Genomic DNA, 19,762 nt, shown 5'->3' with positions numbered 1-19,762 from the left:
TTGAACAATCTGTACCAAGTCGTATGAAGAAGAGGCGGGTTATTACCGCCTTTTTCATGTCTGGATTTTCTTCCGCTGATAGTCTGTGCTAGTTTTATTCTATTCATTGATTACCTGTAAAAATCCTACCAATGTAAATCAACCTCATAACAACGGTTTTTTCTGTCGCTTTGCCTTTTCGGCACGGTGCGTTTTGTTGTTTTATGAGGATTTTTTATGCTTATCGCTTTGCTGCGCGCATTGCGCCACTATCGCTGGCTAAAATTATTGGCCGCGGGGTTGTTTCTCTCTTCTCTGGGCAGCGGTTTAACACTGGTGCTAACAATGGGACTGCTGCTTGAATGGCAGGCTCCAGCGCTAACATTAGTCCTGGCCTATACCCTTTCTACCCTTCCTGGCTGGTTCGGCAGTGTTATTGGCGAAAAACTCTGTAAGCGATTATCCCCCTTTCAGATCTTGATCCTGGCGGAAACGATAGGATTATTCAGCTTAGGATTTCTAGGATGGGGAGTATTACATCAACAGAGTACCTCACTGTTGCTAGCTCAATCAGTCGCTGCACTCTCTGGTGGAATGTCCTTCCCCGCGCTGAGTCAGTTATTAAAATATCATCTACGTGAAGAGGAGCTGCCGGCGGCAACGGCGCTAGAAACATTGGTTTTTGCGGCAAATGTAGTGGTCGGTATTGGCGTCGGCGTGCTGATTTTTGGTCACTTGCCGCCATTGATGCTATTAGCACTCGATGCACTGAGTTTTATCCTGGCCATTGCGCTTCTCGCAGCGGCCAGCAAAAAGCCGGACAAACAGCAGCTGAAGGAAGAAGATCAAGACAATGCAGTCAGCACAATCTCGTGGCGAAAGTTATCGCCGTTGCAACAACGCAGCATGTTGATGCTGCCGATGTTGGCATCAGTCGGCACGCCCGCAATGGCATTGATGCCAGCGCTGGCAAGATCGCTGCCCACAGAAACCGCTACCAGCATGGCTTTGCCTCTTTTGCTGGCTCGTGGATTAGGCCAGTTATGTGGACCATTGTTATTGCCCGCTGATAACCTGAAAAATTACGCCAATAACAATAAGCTCTTATTGTGCTGTCTACTTATCTTTCTCGGTTGCTATTGGCTGCTGCCCTTTTCACCTATAGCGCTGCTGGCACTTGGGCTGATTTTCATCGCGCACTTGGCTTCAAACGTGGTCTACGCACTGGTGACATTCGGGTTATTAGCCAACTTTTCTCGCCAACATATCAGTTCAGCGAGCGCCAGAGCGTGGCGTTGGCAAATTCTAACGGTAGGAGGAATATCGATACTGGCGGGAGGTTTAGCCGATTATCTTGGGCCAATACTGGCGATGGAGTTAATGTCTGGCTTGTCGCTGGCAATCGGTGCCGTGCTATTGCACTTAACCCGAGTAGGAAAAAACTCAGCGTAAGGAGATGAAAAATGGGGCACATTTTTGCCCCATTTTATTTGTTTTTCCCTTAGCTAAAAGGGGAATGACTATCAGCGCGTCGAGCTTTTAAGCTGAGCATCCTGATGATGCTGTTCCAATGCCAGCTCGATCAAATTAGTGATTAATTCGCTATAGCCTAAGCCGCTCGCGCCCCACAGTTTCGGATACATGCTGATATTGGTAAAGCCAGGTAATGTATTGATTTCGTTAATTACCACATCACCTGACTCGGTCAGGAAGACGTCGACGCGGGCCATACCACGACATTCCAGAACCTGAAATGCTTGCAAAGCAATAGCGCGGATTTGCTCTTGTACATCAGAGGTTAAATCGGCAGGAACAGCGATAGACGCCCCGGATTCATTAATATATTTGGTGTCATACGAGTAAAAATCATCATGCAGGATCACTTCACCGCACACACTGGCCTGCGGATGCTCGTTACCCAGCACCGCGCATTCGATTTCACGCCCTTTAATCGCCGACTCCACCAGCACTTTGTGGTCGAAATCAAACGCCAAATCTAATGCTTTATCAAAGCCCGCTTGGTCAGTAACTTTACTCACTCCTACTGATGAGCCTTGATTAGCCGGTTTGATAAACAGCGGCAGGCCAAGTTTTTCAACCACTTGCTCAAAGGAGTATTGACGGCGCGAGGCACGGGTTACGCTGACAAAAGGAGCAACCAGCAAGCCTGCATCACGCAACAAGCGTTTGGTGACGTCTTTATCCATGCTCACCGCAGAGCCCAAAACGCCCGAACCCACAAAAGGAATATTAGCCATACGCAGCAAACCTTGCAGCGAGCCATCTTCGCCCAACGTGCCGTGAACAATCGGGAAAACCACATCTAGCTGTGACAACGCCGCAGCATTGCTGGTATCGATCAATTGGTCATGTTCTTGGCCAGGGATCAACGCGACCTGTTGATTAGAACGATTAAGCGCAATCAGCGCTGGGTTTTCAGCATTAATGAGGTAGTTACTGGCATCATTGATGTGCCACTCGCCCTGTTTATCAATGCCCAGCAATACCACGTCAAAGCGCTGTTTATCGATCGCATCGACAATATTTTTAGCCGATTGCAGCGACACTTCGTGTTCGGCCGATTTACCGCCGAAGATAATACCCACGCGAACTTTACTCACCTACAACCCCTTAATTTTTGTGCTGTTCTAAGAAATTCTTTATTGCCATTAATTTACTGTGATTAATCGACAATAAACAGCTTTGCGCCACATTCAATGAAAGATTGATGTACTTGTCCACTCTCCACCGTCTGATAACACATCACTCGTCGATCATTTAGCGATGAGAGGAAGCGAATTGCTTAATTTCCACGCCAAAAGAAAAGTTAAGTAAATCAGACAAAATGCATAACGAGCTTCAATCCCTTACACAGCGCATAACAACAGAAACCGTTTAAGAATCATCAAAAATGAAGTGTTGCCAAAAATAAACAGCGGAAAAATAACGCCTCTTTATCTACTAGACTGAACAATATTCCCGGCAACAATAACGGGCCAATGCACCTCAATTCAGGCTTGCTGTAAAGAGAACAACCTTCGCACTCGCCGGCAAAACAAGGAGCAAGACATGGCATACCAAACCATTAACCCCTTCAATAATAAACTGATCAAAGAATATCCCACTCATAACAGCCAACACATCGAACAAGCACTGGAAACTGCGCATCAGTTATATAAATCCGACTGGGCGCAAGGTGACATAAAACCCCGCCTGCAAGTATTGCGTAAACTCTCGGAGATCATGTCCTCACGAGTGGAAGAGTTGGCCGAAATCGTCAGTGTCGAAATGGGTAAACTGATTGAGCAAAGCCGTAGTGAAGTGAAGCTGTGCGCCGAGATTGCGAAATACTACGCCGATAACGCCGAGGCATTTCTCAAACCGGTGCCCTATCCATCCAAGTTAGGTGAAGCCTGGGTAGAAAATAGTCCTATCGGCGTAATTATGGCCGTTGAACCTTGGAACTTCCCGTTCTACCAATTAATGCGCGTCCTGGCCCCAAATCTGGCGGCGGGTAATAGCGTTATCACTAAACACGCCAGTATTGTTCCACACTGTGCGGAAACCTTCGAAAAGTTGGTCAGTGATGCAGGTGCACCAAAAGGCGCTTATACCAACCTGTTTATCTCTACCGAGCAGGTTGCCAATATTATTGCTGACGACCGGATACAAGGTGTGGCGTTAACCGGCTCGGAAAAAGCCGGAGCTATCGTGGCATCGCAAGCGGCCAACAAACTGAAAAAATCGACCCTGGAACTTGGCGGCAACGATATTTTTGCCGTATTGGATGATGCCGATATCGACAGAGCGGCCAAAATAGGGGCGATGGCGCGTATCAATAATGCTGGCCAGGTCTGTACCGCCGCTAAGCGTTTTATTATTCATGAAAAAGTCGCCGATGAGTTCCTAAAAAAACTCACCGCACACTTTAAGGCGCTGAAAATGGGCGACCCGTTGGATAAGCAGACGACGCTGGGGCCGCTCTCTTCTGCCGAAGCGCAGAAGACACTTGGCAAACAGGTTGAAAACGCGGTGAAAAAAGGCGCCAAGCTGCATCTTGGCGGCAAAGCCGTTAGCAATAATCCTGGCAATTTCTTTGAACCTACCATTCTGACGCATATCACTCGCGACAATCCGGCCTACTTTGAAGAGTTCTTTGGGCCTGTGGCACAAATATACGTCGTAAAAGACGATCAGGAACTGGTGAAACTGGCGAATGACTCACACTACGGACTCGGCGGCGCGCTGTTTACCAAAGATATGCAGCGCGCTCGTAAACTGGCAACACAAATTGAAACCGGCATGGTTTATGTCAACTCGCTAACCAACACCGCTCCAGAATTGCCTTTCGGCGGTGTTAAACGCTCAGGCTTTGGCCGCGAACTGTCAGATTTGGGCATTAAAGAGTTTGTTAATCAGAAACTGGTGGTGTTGGCAGCCAGCTCTTAATTGTCTATCGATAACATAAAATGAAAAACCGGGGCTAACTCTGCCCCGGTTTCGTTATACGATTAACACCATTTGCATAGTCTTAGTGCTTAACCGCCATCGGTTTTGGGCGCTTATTCACATCTTCGTAAACCGGAATATCTTCACCTTTGATGTACTTGGCGCGCAGCATGGAGGAGATTTTATCCATGATCATGACAATAACCACCATAATGATGGTGATAAACATCACCACGTCCCAGTTCCATAAACGCATATTTTCGGCGTAAACCAAACCGACGCCGCCTGCCCCGACAAAACCCAATACCGCCGCAGAGCGGGTGTTGGATTCAATCTGGTAGAGCGAGAGCGCTAGGAAAGTAGGGAAAGATTGGGTAAAGATACCGAAACGATGTGTTTGCAACGGATTAGCACCTAAAGCACGTAATCCACGGCTTGGCGATCGTTCGACTGCTTCGTGACCTTCAGCATAGAGTTTCCCCAACAGCCCTAAGTCTTGAACCAGAATCGACAACACCCCGGCCAGCGGTCCCATCCCGACAGCACGCACGAAGATCAGCCCCCAGATCGCCATATCTAACCCACGTAACACGTCCAAAACACGACGTACGATTAGCGCGATAGGTTTTAATAGCGGCGTGGACATCACGTTACGCGCCGCCAAAAATGACAGTGGCAACGCTAAAAATGTGGCGGTAATGGTACCAGCAAAAACAATCGCTAATGTGATGCCTACTTGCGAGAAGTAGTACATAAACGGCCACTGCGAGACATTCTGCCAGACGAACATGCGGATAAAATAGCGGCCAATTTCGGATAAGCCATGTAGCGTGGTTGCCCACGGGATACCATAGAAATGGAAGAAAAACAGGTAATAAGCCAATACTGCAATCCCCATCAATGCCAGACTGCGCAAATAACGGCGCTGGGCACTAAACAACTCGGGATTGCTACGTTTGATTTCGGCGACAGCTGCGGAGCTAAGGGATTCAGTCAGCATCAGAATGCTCCTTCTACAATGCGCTTTCTTAGTTTTCCGGAGATATAATCCATCGCTGACACTACAATAATAATCATCAGCAAGGTAATACTGACCTGATCATAACGGTCAAGTTTGATAGACGTCATCAGTTCCTGTCCTATCCCCCCCGCCCCAACCAATCCAAGGATGGTTGATTGACGGAAGTTGATTTCCAGACGCATAAAACTGTAAGAAGCAAAAATAGGTTGTACCTGTGGCCATAGTGCAAAACGAATGCGCTGTAGGCGACCAGCACCACAAGACTTCAGTCCGCGTACCGGTTTATCCGAGGCAGTTTCGACCGCTTCGTAAAAGAGTTTGGTCAAGCTGGCGAGCGTGTGCAGCGTCAAGGCGATAAAACCTGGAATCGCCCCCACACCAAACGCCATTACACACATCACCGCCCACGCCAACTCTGGCATGGTGCGTAAAAAGGCCACAAAAGTTCTCACTGAGAATTTCAGCCATTTTGCTGAATCTGTATTGCTGGCAGCGACAAAACTCAATACCACAGCGATGGCCGCTGAGAGTATTGTTGAGGCAATCGCCAGTTGAATAGTTTCCCAAATTAACGGTAGTTGGATGTTGAGGCGATATCCCCAGTAAGCCAATGAACCTTTAGTATGTCCATCGGCAAATAAAACATTCCAATGCAATACCGGTACAGTCTGACCGATATAATCAAAAAAGTGTGGTGCGGAGACCAATACGGTCTTCAGATTAAATTCTGCAATATTACCTGACCATAAATAAAGCGCTAACATCAGCCCTGACCAAACCAGTGCCTCGCGTTTTTGCTTATTTCTTATCTGCTGGTAGTAATGATGAAAGTCGGTATTCAAAATAGGATTTCCCTATAAGACATAGCATTACTCCCCAAAGAAATATCTCTCAGGGGAGTAATGTTTGTACGTATTAATTAATCTATCGAGAACCGTTCATTAATTCGCGTTTCATATCGATAATATGCTGGAAATCAGCCAATTTGGTATCAGCAATATGCAATGAGCCACCCGCAGCTTTCATAAAGCAAGCGTGATCGTCGGTATCAAGCTTTTTGATTGCTGTAACCAGCTTAGCTTTAAAGTCAGCTGGCAAATCGCTACGTACTAAGATTGGGCCGTTAGGAATAATTGGCGATTCCCAAATAATACGCACTTGCTTCATCAGGTCTGGATGGCCCATACGCATAACGCGAGTGAAAGCACCAGCAGTCCAACCTGTAGATTGGTCGCCGATCATCGAAGACCAGGCAACGGCACCGGCGAATTGACCGTTTAATACGCCAAGAATATCTTGCTCATGGCCACCAGAGAAGGTCACGCTAGAGAAGGTATTGTTGTATTTGTTATCGCTGTTACCACCAAACATTTTATGGAAAGCTTGGTTCGGGATCAGATAACCAGAGGTTGAATCTGGGTCAGCAAAACCAAAGGCTTTGCCTTTCAAATCAGCCAGTGTTTTGTACGGACTATCGGCTTTAACTAATACCACTGAGTGGTAACCAGTAGATTTGTCAGTGTCATCAGAGGTAATACCGACCAAATCTACAGCTTTCGGATTATTAATATAAACTGAGGCAAAGGCTGACGGAGACATGTTTAATACCATGTCGATTTTGTCACCTAATAAACCTTGAATCACACCAGAGTAATCTGATGAATTGCGCATTTTAGTATCGACATTCAATTCTTTATCCAAGAATTGTTTGACGCACATATTATCGCCAATCTGCTGCGTTGCGTTCTGTCCGCCTAAAATACCCAAGTTTAATTCTTTTGGAGCATCTGCCGCCATGCTATTCATTGCAGCCATAGCCCCTGCGACGAATACTGCCAGACGTAATAGCTTCTTCATGTATAAATAACCTTGTGTAGATGATTAAAAGGTGAAAAGAAAATGTTGCTTAAAGTTAATATTAATTTTTACTCTATTATGAGCTCTAGCCTTATAGACCAACAGCATCGCTCTCTTCGCCATAAAGTTGGTGCAAAATGGCGTCATTCAACTGGTCAGGATGACCGTCAAAAATAATCTCGCCGTGCGCTATACCAATTGCCCGGGTACAGAAATCTTTTACCAACTCAACCGAGTGCAGGTTGACCATCACGGCAATGCCTTCTTCGCTAACTTTCTTTAAAGCATTCATGATGCGCAGCGTATTTTTGGGGTCCAATGAGGCAACAGGTTCATCGGCCAGCAAAATTTTCGGGTTTTGCATCAGTGCGCGGCAAATCGCCACACGCTGCATCTGACCACCAGACAAGTTCTCAGCACGTTGCAACGCATGCGGCAACATATGCAGCCACTCCAACAATGAAATCGCGCGAGCTCGATCTTCATCGTCGAATTGGTTAAAGAAAGATTTGAAGGTTGAGGTGTGGCTCAAGCGGCCAAGCAGCACGTTAGTCAGCACGTCCAAACGCGGCACCAAGCAGAAATCCTGGAAAATCATGCCGCAGTTTGCACGCCAAAGACGCAATGCCTTACCGCTAAGTCCAGCCAGCTGGTGCTGCTCACCGTCTTCGTATTGGCAAAGAACGCTACCTTCGCTTAAAGGCAGGGTGCCGTTGAGTACGTGTAACAATGTGGATTTACCCGCACCGGAGCGACCAATCACCGCGACGAATTCACCCGCGTGTAAATCAAAACTGATGTCGTTCAAAACACGACGACCGGCTTTATAGGATTTAGTCAGACCTTTCACATCCAGAACTTTGTTCTGCAATTGTGGCACTGCCTGAGTAAATTCAGTCGGTGCTAATTTCAGCTGCGCTTGCGCCATCATGGTATCTCTCGGTGACTTGAACGTAATGGCGTTTATTAAGCGGGAGTTTCATGACACATTGATGATGCTTTAATGGCCAAATCGTGACTAAGAGGTCGTTATTTGACCGATATCACAGCAAAAAATGGCCATCCTCTTCTTTCATGGGAATTTACTCCTATGATAGACAGAGCATCAGGCCCAGGGTCGATATCAAAAACAAGGGAGAGAAAATGAGCCTTCAAGAACAGCACAGTCCAGCCAATCAGGCGTTAATTAGCCGCCTAAAACAGATTAGCGGTAGCCGCCATGTGCTGACGCGCCCAAGCGAAACAGAACGCTATCGACGGGGTTTTCGCTCCGGTGGCGGCAATGCGCTGGCCGTAGTTTTCCCTCAAACCTTGTTACAACAATGGCAGCTTTTAAAAGCCTGCGTCGAAGCCGACAAAATCGTGATTATGCAAGCGGCAAATACTGGCTTGACCGAAGGTTCGACCCCAAGCGGCGAAGATTACGATCGCGATATTGTGATTTTTAGCACGCTCAAGCTCGACACTATTCAGGTGTTGGATGAGGGAAAACAAGTTATAGGCTTCCCTGGCAGCACCCTTTATAAGCTAGAAAAGTTGCTCAAACCCTACGGGCGTGAACCGCATTCAGTGATTGGTTCTTCTTGTATTGGTGCATCGGTGGTTGGCGGCATCTGCAATAATTCCGGCGGTTCTCTGGTCAAACGTGGCCCGGCTTATACCGAATTAGCACTTTATGCACAAATTGGCAGCGACGGGACATTGCAGCTGATTAACCATTTGGGTATTCATTTGGGTGAGTCACCAGAAGAGATCCTCACCCGACTGGATAAGAAACAATATAGCGCCAGCGATATTGAGTACGGTAAAGCTTTAGCCTCCGCGCAAGATTATGCCCAACGCGTACGTGATGTTGATGCCGATACCCCCGCCCGCTTTAATGCCGACCAAAGCCGCCTGTTTGAAGCCTCGGGCTGCGCAGGTAAATTAGCAATATTCGCCGTGCGCCTTGATACTTTCCCAGCGGAAGCACATCAGCAGGTCTTCTATATTGGCACCAATCAAACGGCAGTATTGACCGAATTACGTCGTCGTATTCTGAGTGATTTTAATAATTTGCCGGTAGCAGGCGAATATATGCACCGGGATATTTTTGATATTGCCGAGGTTTACGGCAAAGACATGTTCATGATGATCGATAAACTCGGCACCGATAAAATGCCGGATATGTTTACGGCCAAAGGAAAGTTTGACGCGCATATCGGCAAAGTGCCTTTCTTGCCGAAAAACCTCAGCGATCGCGTGATGCAATGCGTTAGCCGCGTATTACCCAACCACCTGCCGCCGCGGATGAAAATCTATCGCGACCGTTTTGAGCATCATCTGCTATTAAAAATGTCCGGTGAAGGTATTCATGAAGCCGAAGTATTCCTTAATCAATTCTTCGCCGAACACGAAGGGGAATATTTCGTCTGTAGCGAAGATGAAGGGAAAAAAGCCTTCCTACACCGCTTTGCCGCTGCGGGAGCTGCGGTGCGTTACCACGCCGTCCATGAAGATGAAGTCGAAGACATTCTGGCACTAGATATCGCCCTGCGCCGCAATGAAAGCGACTGGTTTGAAACCTTGCCGCCAGAGATAGATTTACAACTCGTCGGTAAACTCTATTACGGCCACTTTATGTGCCATGTGTTCCATCAAGACTATATTGTCAGAAAAGGCGTCGACACTAAAAAGCTTAAGCATCAGATGCTAGAGCTGCTCGATAGCAAAGGTGCAGAATATCCGGCGGAACATAACGTCGGTCATTTGTATCTGGCAAAACCACATCTGCAAGCCTTCTACCAAAAGGCTGATCCAACCAATAGCTTTAATCCTGGCATAGGTAAAACCAGTAAAATCAAAAATTGGCAGTAACCGTACCAACCTATTTTTTATATGATGAGATAAGTCGTTACTTTAAAACAGTTGAGAACCATAACCCCACATAATCACTGTCAGTGCCAATAAGATTTCCAGCACTAATACCCCCATCGCCAGCGTTGAACTGGAAAACAGGAAGCCTTCTCGGTGGTCAATATTAAGAAAGTTTGGAATACCCAAATACAGCAAATAGCCGCTGTAGCACAGGCCAATAATCCCGACAAACAAGCACAACCAGACCAGTGGGTATAGCGCCACAATACCGCTTAAGAACATCGGCGTTGCCACATAACCGGCAAAGACAATACAACTACTTAGCGTTGGGCGACTGTCATAGCGGCGCGCCATCCAGTGGATAATCCTCCCCATGACCGCCACTGCACATAAGATCAATAGATAGAAAACCACAGCAATCGAAGCAGAGGTCAACATGCTTATCCGCACATTATCTCCGTCACCAAAGTTCCATCCGATTTGTGTGGTGCCAATAAATGAACAAAGTACCGGGATAGCCGCCATCAGCAGCACATGATGAGAATAAACGTGTTGAACGGTTTCGTGCTCACGCTGGATGCGTTGCAATTCGGGGCCAGGACGCGACATCAGCCCCCAGACATGATTGACCATGATAATCCCCTTCGTCTAACACCTATCGCTGGCGTTAAGCGTAAGTTGAACAGCTTTCTGTTTACCCTGAGGGTAGAAGCCGTAACAGGGCATCAGTAAAGTTGGCGATAAGGTAAGTATAGTGGATAAAAAATACCCTGCACGGGGGAGGATGCACATTTTAGAAATGTGCGGAAAGCTGCCGAACGCTCGGCATCGCGCGAAATAATTTACGCTGGTTTTATATCACTATGGTGGCGGTTCGGTCGCTTTTTTACTGCATAGCAACATAATCAGAATGCGGAAGCGCCCGGCAGGGGCTTTTCGGCGAAAGCCCCTGCACCCAACGCCTGCGCTTAGCTTGTCGGGTCGCTGCGCGACTGCCCGCGTTCACCACCTTGGCCTGACGGGTCGGCAGAGACGGGCCTCCCTGCCCGGCTCTGCCTAAATCCACCGTCCATGGTGGATTTCCCCTGACCAATGTTGTTCACTTGGCCGACAAGATGCGCTTTTAAGGTCAACTGATGGGCAAACGAAGAAGAGGAAGGGATTAGTCTTCGGCTTCTTCTACGTGGGTTTTACCGTGGCGTTGATCTTTAACTTTACGGTAGTTTTTCGCCACTTGCGGAACAGCGACATTTTTACCGGTTTCCATCCAGGTTCTTAAACGGCTGGCATCAGCAAAGGCAGTGTATTTTCCGAAAGCATCCAAGCTGACGAAAGTGACCGGGCGACCGTTAATGGTAGTGCGCATTGCCAGACAGTGGCCTGCTTTATCGGTGTAGCCAGTTTTAGTGAGTTGAATGCTCCAGCTCGGATTCATAATCAGATGGTTAGTATTGCGGAACGGCAATGAATAATTAGGATGGGTAAATACCGCCGTTTTCTCCTGCGTAGTGCTGAGTTCACTTAACATCGGATAAAGTCGGGAAGCCATCAGCAACTTAGTCAAATCACGCGCGGTAGATACGTTATGGATTGATAATCCAGTTGGTTCTACATAATGAGTGTGCGTCATACCCAGCGCTTTGGCTTTGGCATTCATCGCCCGGATAAACGCCGCGTAACCACCAGGATAACTCGCTGCTAAACTCGCAGCGGCGCGGTTTTCTGAAGACATCAACGCCAGTTGCAACATTTGACGACGGCTGATTTCGCTGCCGACTTTAACGCGGGAGAAGACGCCGCGCATCTCTTTGGTTTGATGAATATCGACCGGGATCACTTGATCCATCGGCAATTTTGCATCTAACGTCACGATAGCCGTCATCAATTTACTCAGGGAGGCAATCGGCCTGACCTGATCGGGATCTCGAGAATAAATCACTTCGTGGGTTTTAAGATCAACCACCATGGCGCTGCCGGAAGCAATTTGAACAATAGGAGCGACAACCGGATGATTTTTGCTGCTGGCATAAGCGGCAGTTGTCATCATCATGCCTGCATTTAAGGCTAACAAACTTAGGGCCAAGATACGGATTTTCACGTGCATTGCTCTGTATTTAAATGGGTTGTCATTAATAGGAACATGAATATTGCTGGCGGATTATAAGGGAGCAATTTACTCAACGCATCCGTATTTGCATAGCGATTTGTGACAAATTTTATCTCCACACTTCCTTTGTTGACAAGGCTTTACGAGTTAGTGACTACTTGCATATTAGTTAATCAACTTATTGCCGAATCCCACACTAATACTGAGTGTAAATAAAAAATATTGCACACAAAAAACAGGCCACCTTTGGCTAACACATCTCCAGCCGTGCTGATTTGTTGGCCATCGACGGCAAACGATGAGAAAACATCGGTCATCTATCCAATCAGAACAACATATGCCACTGATTATTTGCCGAGATAAGATCGTTAAGAATAGTAGATTATTCATAGGAGTAATAATTAACAACTAAACGTAACAACCATAATCAATAATAAAATATAGCGATGGCCTATTTTTATGTACGTTATTATTAATGTATTAAAAAAACAAAACAACAGAACTAAAAAAACCGAAAACATCACCCCAATGATGATTTAAATCACGCTCAGTAGAATTAAATTATCGCAACATACCCTGCTATTTATCAGCTTGAGCATATTGTATTTATTCAATGGAGTTTTTATTAAAAAGGAAAAGTTATGGATAACGGTATTAAAATTGTGATGTTTCCAGTACAGCTTGCTGCTGTGATGTCAGATGAGACGGTGACTGAAGGACAAACTTTCACGAATCGTATTTGGGGCGGCGTAGGTTTTCTTGGTGGTGTATTGGAACTGGCAGGCGCAAGCGCACTTTGTATGGTACCTGAGCCTACCGGTATCACTAAAACAGGATGTGTCATTGTTGGCGTTTACAGTATTGATAGTCTTAGCGCCTCTGCTTATCAAATTTATACTGGCCGCAACACTACATCAATGACTGCTCGTGCCGCATCAGGGATCGCCAGTGAACTCGGCGCTGATGATGATACGGCAAAAAACATTGGTATTGCCGTTGATATCGCTATCCCCTTCACTGTTGCGGGTGCGGCAAAAGTTGCCTCAGTAAAAATGGGGCAAGTTAAATTGATAAGGCATGAAGCGATAAAAGGGATAAGAGGCGGTGGACATACAATTAAAAAACATATTGGTATGTCCGAGCAAGAACTGTTAGATAAAGTAGCTAGAGGTAAACAGTCTGGAACTTTTACCGCAGGTAAATCAGCAAGTTCCTTTACTTCTCTAGACATAGCAGAAAAAGCAGTCAGCCAAGCAATAAAAAATAATAGATGGAAAATCAGGCGTTGGGCAAAAAATACTAGCAGTGACGGTGAGACATCTTACTTAGAAGTAGAACAATCTTTCACTTCTCATATAGGGATTATAATCAGCGAGAATGCAGAAAAAGCCCAAAAAGCCTATAGAGTGAGGGTTATTTTAAGTAAAAAAAGCTACAATGGTAAACCTTACTATATCGTCACATCCTACCCAATTTCAGGTTAAGAGTATGCCAGCTAATAATTACAATAACCTTCGTATGTATTTTCTTGTATTCTTCGGAATGGATTCTGATGAATATGGAAATAATTATCAAGAAATCGTTGATTCATCAATTATAATTGATGGAATAAGTAATAAACTTATAGAAGAAATTGATGAGTTCATAAAAAGACACCCAGACAATGAATCGGCAATCCCTGCTTTTCAAGCACTGAATTACCCGGAAGTTGGTGATGTTTCTGCTTTCCCCCCCTCGCTAATCGAATTTCTGCGCTGGCTTTCCGTCTATCTGAAACGAAAAAGAACTAGTGCTACTCCGTAACAATCATTTATCTAAAAATTATTTTTAACAACACTTCTAGACGCTGATGGTTACAGCGAAAGTTACTCAGAGATTGTTGACTCTGGCACAGTTCTTATAACGGAATTGGATAGGGGCTTGTATGGCGAAATTGGGGATGTTTCATTCTTACGTCCATCCCCTGTCGAATGTCTATCTTGGCTTTCTGATGACCTCAAGCACAAAAGGGATAACATTACCCCTTAACTACTCTCGATCAAATAAGCCATCTCCTGCCCATAAGAAAGCTCTAAGGTATTACCATCAGGATCGCGTAAATAAGCCCAGTAGCCAACCGGTGGGCCAGAATCAACCGGTTCTCTTAACAGGACGCCTGCGTCACGGGCTTGTTGGAGTTTAGCATCCATCGCCTCTTTCGACGGGCACGCGATGCCGAGATGGCCAAAAGGGCCGAGCGGCGTATCGTTCAAGGTGCTTGATTGCACTAGCACGATAGCGAAATTGCGGGTCATATCACACAACCACGCGACAGCCTGCAACTCCCCCTCCTCTGATAAACCACGATGATGGATTACCTGCATATCGGCGTAAGTTTTATAGAAAGCGATGCTGCTTTCCAGGTCTTTTACTACAAAGGCGATATGTGTCAGCCCAACGTCTTTTTTATCCACGATTTTCTCCTTTTAAGGGTGCCAGGCAGGCGAAGAAAACCGGGATAAAAGCGTCAGCGATTGATCACTTCAGCAATCTCTTTGGAGGTTTTCAACGCGCGAATTTGGCTAAATAGCTCAGTGGCGTCGTCGTACTCTTTACGTAAATAACCTAGCCACTGTTTAATCCGCGCCACGTGGTACAAGCCGGTATCGCCCTGCTTTTCCAGATGACTGTATTTTTGCAGCAGTTTAAGTACATCTGGCCACGGCATGCGCGGTTCGTTATATTTCACCACCCTACTGAGGTTGGGGATATTTAGCGCGCCACGCCCTAACATCACCGCATCACAGCCGGTTATCTGCATACATTCCTGCGCGCTTTGGTAATCCCAGATTTCACCATTGGCGATCACCGGAATATTCAGCCGTTGGCGGATCTCGCCGATAGCCTGCCAGTTAATACGCTCGGCTTTATAACCGTCCTCTTTGGTGCGGCCATGCACCGCAATTTCGGTCGCACCAGCCTGCTGTACCGCATCGGCTATCTCAAATTGCCGGTCGCCGGAATCCCAGCCAAGCCGCACTTTGACGGTGACGGGAAGATCGGCTGGCACCGCCTCGCGCATCGCTTTGGCACCGCGATAAATCAACTCGGGATCTTTGAGTAAGGTGGCACCACCACCGCTGCCGTTGACCAGCTTAGAAGGACAACCACAGTTCAAGTCCACCCCATAAGAACCCAGCTCTACCGCACGGGCCGCATTTTCAGCCAGCCATTCGGGATACTGTCCCAAGAGCTGTACACGCACTAACGTCCCTGATGGCGTGCGGCTGGCGTGATGCAATTCCGGGCACAAACGATAGAAGGATTTTGCCGGTAGCAGTTGGTCCACCACGCGCACAAATTCCGTGATGCAAAGATCATAATCGTTTACCTCAGAAAGCAGTTCTCTAACCAACGAGTCGAGCACACCTTCCATCGGAGCCAGTAATACACGCATTGCCGTTCACCCTATAAAAATGACGGGCAATAATACGGGGGAACGGCGTGCGATAGCAACGGCGTTATTATTTACAGACCAACGCCTCTTCACTTGGCACTAATGCAGGTTTGCGCGTTGCCCGCAACGCGGTAAACATCGCAACGGCTGGCGCAACAATCAGCAGCAGTAATAACCAGAATGCCGCATTGCTGGTACCTTGATTGTCCGGCAAGTTAACGCCACCGAGGTTAGCAATGGTACCGGCCAGCGCCGCGCCCATCGCCACGGCGAAAGATTGCACTACGGTGATCGACGCCCCTGCGATATCTTTATCGGCCGGTTCAGCGCGCTGTAATACTCGGGTCAACAAATGTGGCCAGCCTAAGCCGGTAGCAAAACCAAGCAATGTCAGGCCAATGACAATACCGCTAAGGTTCAGAGCATGAAGGCTAAAAGGAACTGGCATAAAGATAAGCAGGAAAATCAGACTGATAACCATCACCACCGGCCCCCAAATAATAGCCTTACGCGCGCGCTCGCCAACCCAGCCAGAACTCCATATTTCACTTATTGTCCAACCGCCAGCCGCCGCCGCTGTTATATAACCGGCGATTAGCGGCGTTTGACCATGTAAATGCTGCAAGAAATACGGGATGTAGATTTCACATTCCATACCAATCATCATCAATGCCATCGTCAGATAAAGCCAACATAGCGGCGAGGCAAGGGTTAGAGAGTTTTTCGGTAACAAGCGCATGTGTGAGGTCAATTCCAGCTTACGCAGCATGACAACCATCATCAGCGTCACGATAAAACCGACCAGATTGACCCAACCGCTCGGTGACAAGCTGCTAGCGGAGACGACCAGCACCGATCCGGCCAATAACACCAACTGAGGGATGGGCAATTTGTCTGAGTTGGCTGATTTCTCCTTCTGGGCAGGCAGGCTTTTCCATATCAATAATGCAAACAGCAGCGTCACCGGTACCAATAAACCAAAGGCATAACGCCAGGCATGAAGTTCAGCAAAAATACCGCCGACCGCCGGTCCCACCAGCGTAGCGATGCCCCACATCGCCGAGATTAGCGCCATCGCTCGCGGCCACAGCCGTTCACTAAACACCAGATTAATCATCGCGTAAGAGAGCGCCGTTAGCAGCCCGCCGCCCATCCCTTGAACCGTGCGCCCGAGTAACAACACTTGCATCGCCGGTGCCAGAGCACAAATTAATGCACCGAGCATAAAGATGCCGGTCGCGGTGAGATAAGCGTTTCTTGGCCCGAGCTTACGCATCACCCGAGCGGAGAACGCCGCCCCCATAATGGCGCTAACCACATAAAGCGTGGTGTTCCAGGCATACCACGCCATCCCGCCGATCTCTTCGACTACCGAAGGCAAGATGGTGATCACGATATAGCTGTTAGTGGCAGATAGCACAACGCCGCTGCTTAACGTGATGGCGTTACCGCGGTTTTCAGCGTTGAACAAATCTCGCCAGCCGCTGTGTTGATGTTCTGACATATCCGATGTCCCTAGTAATGAACGCGAAAAATCGGGTTGAGATGATGACCCGATTGCTTTACATTAAAACAAGAAAAAACTTGGAATAATGCAATTCCCCAGTAATCTAGGATGTGAGCAGGTAATATGTCAAGCGATCACTTGGAAAATAAAGAAACCAGTAAACAAAGCGTGGCAGAACGCTTGCTGATGCTGTTGAAAACGCGCGGTGCTTTACAAGCCAGCGATGCGGGAAAAATCTTAGGTACTACCGGGGAAGCCGCTCGGCAACAGTTTGTTAAGTTAGCCAAAGAAGGACTGGTTGAGGCGCAATCCGTCACGCACGGCGTTGGCCGTCCGGTGCAATATTGGCAGCTTACACCACAAGGCCACGCACGCTTTCCTGATAGCCATGCCGATTTAACCGTGCAGCTGCTGAGAATGATCCGTAGCTCTCTGGGCGAGCAAGCGCTAGATCAGTTGATTACAGCCCGAGAAAGTGAAACACGAGAAAGCTATTTGCAAGCAATGCAAGGCGCGCAGTCGCTAGAGGAGCGCTTGCAGCGCCTGACGGCAATACGCACTCGTGAAGGCTACATGGCCGAATGGGAAAAGCAGGATGACAATAGCTATCTGCTGGTCGAAAATCATTGCCCAATCTGCGCCGCAGCCACCACCTGCCAAGGATTTTGTCGCGCGGAGCGAGACGTCTTTAGCCAAACGCTGGAAGCCAATGTAGAACGCACTGAGCATATCTTACAGGGTGCCCGCCGCTGTGCTTACCGGATATGGCTGTAAATCACGCCCGGAATTTCGGCGAAAAAAAAACCGCCCCAAAAGGCGGTTTATTCATACCCAACGGCTGCTAATTACTCACCAGAAGGTTTACGGTTGCCCGCTGAACGGCGTTGGCCTGCGTGCACAGCACTGGAGCGAGGACGTGATGGGCGATTTTCCCCATTACCACGATTCTCACCGGAGCCGTTTGCGCCGCTGCGCTGTCCGTTACCACCTTGACGCGCTGCACCGGCACCATTACCGCCCTGACGCGGTGCACCAGAACCGTTGCCACCCTGACGCGGCGCGCCAGAACGTTGGCCGCCGCCGCCTTGACGAGGTGCACCACGACCACCGCTGCCTTGACGACCGTTAACGATAGGCTCGGCTTTGATAGTTGGGTCTGGGTCATAGCCTGGCAAAGCAATGCGTGGGATTTCACGCTTAAGCAAACGTTCGATGTCACGCAGTAATTTGTGTTCATCCACACAAACTAAAGAGATAGCTTCACCCGTCGATTCCGCACGGCCGGTACGGCCGATACGGTGGACGTAATCTTCCGGTACGTTTGGCAATTCATAGTTCACTACGTGCGGCAGTTGGTCGATATCCAGACCACGAGCAGCGATATCCGTTGCTACCAGCACGCGAATGCCACCGTCTTTAAAATCTGCCAGCGCACGAGTACGCGCACCTTGGCTTTTATTGCCGTGGATTGCCGCCGCGGTAATACCGTCTTTGTTAAGCAGTTCGGCCAAATGGTTAGCACCGTGCTTAGTACGGGTAAACACCAGCACTTGCTGCCAGTTACCGGTACCGATCATCTGCGACAGTAATTCTCTTTTACGTTTTTTATCAACGAAATGCACGCTCTGCTCAATCTGAGAAGACGCAGTGTTACGACGCGCAACTTCTACCGATGCAGGGTTGGTCAGCAACTTGTTCGCCAGATTTTTAATATCATCGGAGAAAGTTGCAGAGAACAGCAGGTTTTGACGTTTGGCAGGCAATTTAGCCAACACGCGACGGATATCATGGATGAACCCCATATCCAGCATGCGGTCAGCTTCATCGAGAACCAGAATTTCAATTTTTGATAAATCAACCGCGTTCTGGTGCTCCAAATCCAACAAACGTCCCGGTGTAGCCACCAGAATATCGACGCCGCCACGCAGCTTCATCATCTGTGGGTTAATGCTCACACCACCAAACACCACCAAAGAGCGCAAGCTTAAGTATTTGCTGTACGCGGTGACGTTTTCGCCAATCTGGGCTGCCAATTCACGCGTCGGCGTCAGGATCAGTGCACGAACCGGGCGACGTCCTTTGGCTGGGGCTGGAGTAGTGCTCAGCAATTGCAGAAGAGGCAAAGTAAAGCCGGCCGTTTTACCGGTGCCGGTTTGGGCGCTAGCCATCAGATCGCGACGTTGCAAAACAACAGGTATAGCTTGTTGCTGAATTGGGGTCGGATCACGATAGCCCTGCTCTTCGACAGCACGCAGGATATCGGCACTTAAGCCGAGGGAATCAAAAGACATATAGAGAAAAGCTCCAATCCACTCTAACCCAGACGAAGTCAGGTGCAGTTTCAAGAGTGGATGATCAGACGAGGCAAATGAGGCATTACCACGAGGATTCGGCACAAACTGCAGTGCGCCAGTTGAAAACATTCTAACAGAGTTCGCCGCACGCAGTGAGCATTAATATCCTCTTTAGGAATAAACCAAGTGTGATTCTCGATCTTTTTAAGAAAATTCTTCGCTAAAAACTTTTTATGGCAGGATTTTCTATCGCCAT

17 protein-coding genes are annotated in these 19,762 nt (G+C 47.8%); 6 read left to right on the top strand and 11 right to left on the bottom strand.

Going from position 1 to position 19,762, the window contains the following annotated elements; translation table 11 throughout:
- The first annotated feature begins 216 nt into the window (after positions 1-216).
- The gene (locus ACL9RG_RS16820) at positions 217-1,431 is read left to right on the top strand and encodes an MFS transporter (RefSeq protein WP_422793781.1); all 1,215 of its coding nucleotides are present in this window, start codon (positions 217-219) and stop codon (positions 1,429-1,431) included.
- Between the two features lie 71 nt (positions 1,432-1,502).
- On the opposite strand, the gene ddlA is transcribed toward ACL9RG_RS16820, so the two are convergent.
- Complete coding sequence (ddlA, locus tag ACL9RG_RS16815) at positions 1,503-2,600, bottom strand: D-alanine--D-alanine ligase (protein ID WP_422793780.1); 1,098 nt, start codon at positions 2,598-2,600, stop codon at positions 1,503-1,505.
- A gap of 448 nt (positions 2,601-3,048) precedes the next feature.
- Between ddlA and ACL9RG_RS16810 the strand changes: the two genes are divergently transcribed.
- Positions 3,049-4,428 carry an NAD-dependent succinate-semialdehyde dehydrogenase gene (locus ACL9RG_RS16810; protein ID WP_422793779.1) on the top strand — a complete coding sequence of 460 codons (1,380 nt, stop codon included), beginning with the start codon at positions 3,049-3,051 and terminating at the stop codon, positions 4,426-4,428.
- Positions 4,429-4,510: 82 nt separating this feature from the next.
- On the opposite strand, the gene phnE (ACL9RG_RS16805) is transcribed toward ACL9RG_RS16810, so the two are convergent.
- The 4 genes from phnE (ACL9RG_RS16805) to phnC form a co-directional block, all read right to left on the bottom strand.
- Entirely contained in the window at positions 4,511-5,428 is a 918-nt protein-coding gene (gene phnE / locus ACL9RG_RS16805; RefSeq protein WP_422793778.1) for a phosphonate ABC transporter, permease protein PhnE, read from the bottom strand.
- Positions 5,428-6,291, bottom strand: coding sequence for a phosphonate ABC transporter, permease protein PhnE (phnE, locus tag ACL9RG_RS16800; RefSeq protein ID WP_422793777.1), 864 nt, complete (start codon positions 6,289-6,291; stop codon positions 5,428-5,430). The genes phnE (ACL9RG_RS16805) and phnE (ACL9RG_RS16800) overlap by 1 nt, the downstream gene beginning before the upstream one ends.
- A gap of 82 nt (positions 6,292-6,373) precedes the next feature.
- Positions 6,374-7,306 carry a phosphonate ABC transporter substrate-binding protein gene (phnD, locus tag ACL9RG_RS16795; RefSeq protein WP_422793776.1) on the bottom strand — a complete coding sequence of 311 codons (933 nt, stop codon included), beginning with the start codon at positions 7,304-7,306 and terminating at the stop codon, positions 6,374-6,376.
- Positions 7,307-7,397: 91 nt separating this feature from the next.
- A complete protein-coding gene (gene phnC / locus ACL9RG_RS16790; protein WP_422793833.1) occupies positions 7,398-8,234 on the bottom strand; it encodes a phosphonate ABC transporter ATP-binding protein in 837 nt (278 codons plus the stop codon).
- A gap of 215 nt (positions 8,235-8,449) precedes the next feature.
- Between phnC and dld the strand changes: the two genes are divergently transcribed.
- Positions 8,450-10,162, top strand: a complete 1,713-nt coding sequence (gene dld, locus ACL9RG_RS16785; RefSeq protein ID WP_422793775.1) for a D-lactate dehydrogenase — start codon at positions 8,450-8,452, stop codon at positions 10,160-10,162.
- A 42-nt stretch (positions 10,163-10,204) separates the two neighbouring features.
- Here dld and ACL9RG_RS16780 read toward each other — a convergent pair whose 3' ends face one another.
- Together ACL9RG_RS16780 and pbpG are read right to left on the bottom strand one after the other, a co-directional pair.
- Positions 10,205-10,795, bottom strand: a complete 591-nt coding sequence (locus ACL9RG_RS16780) for a Yip1 family protein (protein WP_422793774.1) — start codon at positions 10,793-10,795, stop codon at positions 10,205-10,207.
- Between the two features lie 529 nt (positions 10,796-11,324).
- Positions 11,325-12,266 (bottom strand): D-alanyl-D-alanine endopeptidase, encoded by a 942-nt coding sequence (gene pbpG, locus ACL9RG_RS16775; RefSeq protein WP_422793773.1) that lies wholly within the window; start codon positions 12,264-12,266, stop codon positions 11,325-11,327.
- Positions 12,267-12,910: 644 nt separating this feature from the next.
- Between pbpG and ACL9RG_RS16770 the strand changes: the two genes are divergently transcribed.
- Positions 12,911-13,753: an RNase A-like domain-containing protein gene (locus ACL9RG_RS16770; protein ID WP_422793772.1), complete on the top strand. Its 843-nt coding sequence runs from the start codon at positions 12,911-12,913 to the stop codon at positions 13,751-13,753.
- A gap of 4 nt (positions 13,754-13,757) precedes the next feature.
- On the top strand, positions 13,758-14,072 hold the full coding sequence (locus ACL9RG_RS16765; RefSeq protein WP_422793771.1) for a hypothetical protein: 315 nt from the start codon (positions 13,758-13,760) through the stop codon (positions 14,070-14,072).
- Between the two features lie 221 nt (positions 14,073-14,293).
- Here ACL9RG_RS16765 and ACL9RG_RS16760 read toward each other — a convergent pair whose 3' ends face one another.
- The 3 genes from ACL9RG_RS16760 to ACL9RG_RS16750 all read right to left on the bottom strand — a co-directional run bounded on the left by ACL9RG_RS16760 (position 14,294) and on the right by ACL9RG_RS16750 (position 17,209).
- Positions 14,294-14,722 (bottom strand): VOC family protein, encoded by a 429-nt coding sequence (locus tag ACL9RG_RS16760; RefSeq protein ID WP_422793770.1) that lies wholly within the window; start codon positions 14,720-14,722, stop codon positions 14,294-14,296.
- 53 nt (positions 14,723-14,775) lie between these two features.
- Positions 14,776-15,705: a tRNA dihydrouridine(16) synthase DusC gene (gene dusC / locus ACL9RG_RS16755; protein WP_422793769.1), complete on the bottom strand. Its 930-nt coding sequence runs from the start codon at positions 15,703-15,705 to the stop codon at positions 14,776-14,778.
- Between the two features lie 67 nt (positions 15,706-15,772).
- On the bottom strand, positions 15,773-17,209 hold the full coding sequence (locus ACL9RG_RS16750; RefSeq protein WP_422793768.1) for an MFS transporter: 1,437 nt from the start codon (positions 17,207-17,209) through the stop codon (positions 15,773-15,775).
- A 126-nt stretch (positions 17,210-17,335) separates the two neighbouring features.
- On the opposite strand from ACL9RG_RS16750, the gene ACL9RG_RS16745 reads away from it, so the two are divergent.
- On the top strand, positions 17,336-17,986 hold the full coding sequence (locus ACL9RG_RS16745) for a helix-turn-helix transcriptional regulator (RefSeq protein ID WP_422793767.1): 651 nt from the start codon (positions 17,336-17,338) through the stop codon (positions 17,984-17,986).
- A gap of 71 nt (positions 17,987-18,057) precedes the next feature.
- Here ACL9RG_RS16745 and rhlE read toward each other — a convergent pair whose 3' ends face one another.
- Positions 18,058-19,503 (bottom strand): ATP-dependent RNA helicase RhlE, encoded by a 1,446-nt coding sequence (rhlE, locus tag ACL9RG_RS16740; RefSeq protein ID WP_422793766.1) that lies wholly within the window; start codon positions 19,501-19,503, stop codon positions 18,058-18,060.
- Positions 19,504-19,762: the final 259 nt, after the last annotated feature.

The sequence above is a fragment of the Rouxiella sp. Mn2063 genome (assembly GCF_049319665.1).
In the GTDB taxonomy this organism is placed as follows: domain Bacteria; phylum Pseudomonadota; class Gammaproteobacteria; order Enterobacterales; family Enterobacteriaceae; genus JBMOUD01.
This window is presented reverse-complemented; position numbering and strand designations above follow the sequence as displayed.

Excerpts from the sequence above, each read along its gene's own strand:
- ACL9RG_RS16820 (WP_422793781.1), top strand. The coding sequence starts at position 217 with ATGCTTATCGCTTTGCTGCGCGCATTGCGCCACTATCGCTGGCTAAAA.
- ACL9RG_RS16810 (WP_422793779.1), top strand. The coding sequence starts at position 3,049 with ATGGCATACCAAACCATTAACCCCTTCAATAATAAACTGATCAAAGAA.
- phnE (WP_422793778.1), bottom strand. The coding sequence starts at position 5,428 with ATGCTGACTGAATCCCTTAGCTCCGCAGCTGTCGCCGAAATCAAACGT.
- phnD (WP_422793776.1), bottom strand. The coding sequence starts at position 7,306 with ATGAAGAAGCTATTACGTCTGGCAGTATTCGTCGCAGGGGCTATGGCT.
- phnC (WP_422793833.1), bottom strand. The coding sequence starts at position 8,234 with ATGGCGCAAGCGCAGCTGAAATTAGCACCGACTGAATTTACTCAGGCA.
- dld (WP_422793775.1), top strand. The coding sequence starts at position 8,450 with ATGAGCCTTCAAGAACAGCACAGTCCAGCCAATCAGGCGTTAATTAGC.
- ACL9RG_RS16780 (WP_422793774.1), bottom strand. The coding sequence starts at position 10,795 with ATGGTCAATCATGTCTGGGGGCTGATGTCGCGTCCTGGCCCCGAATTG.
- pbpG (WP_422793773.1), bottom strand. The coding sequence starts at position 12,266 with ATGCACGTGAAAATCCGTATCTTGGCCCTAAGTTTGTTAGCCTTAAAT.
- ACL9RG_RS16770 (WP_422793772.1), top strand. The coding sequence starts at position 12,911 with ATGGATAACGGTATTAAAATTGTGATGTTTCCAGTACAGCTTGCTGCT.
- ACL9RG_RS16765 (WP_422793771.1), top strand. The coding sequence starts at position 13,758 with ATGCCAGCTAATAATTACAATAACCTTCGTATGTATTTTCTTGTATTC.
- dusC (WP_422793769.1), bottom strand. The coding sequence starts at position 15,705 with ATGCGTGTATTACTGGCTCCGATGGAAGGTGTGCTCGACTCGTTGGTT.
- ACL9RG_RS16750 (WP_422793768.1), bottom strand. The coding sequence starts at position 17,209 with ATGTCAGAACATCAACACAGCGGCTGGCGAGATTTGTTCAACGCTGAA.
- ACL9RG_RS16745 (WP_422793767.1), top strand. The coding sequence starts at position 17,336 with ATGTCAAGCGATCACTTGGAAAATAAAGAAACCAGTAAACAAAGCGTG.
- rhlE (WP_422793766.1), bottom strand. The coding sequence starts at position 19,503 with ATGTCTTTTGATTCCCTCGGCTTAAGTGCCGATATCCTGCGTGCTGTC.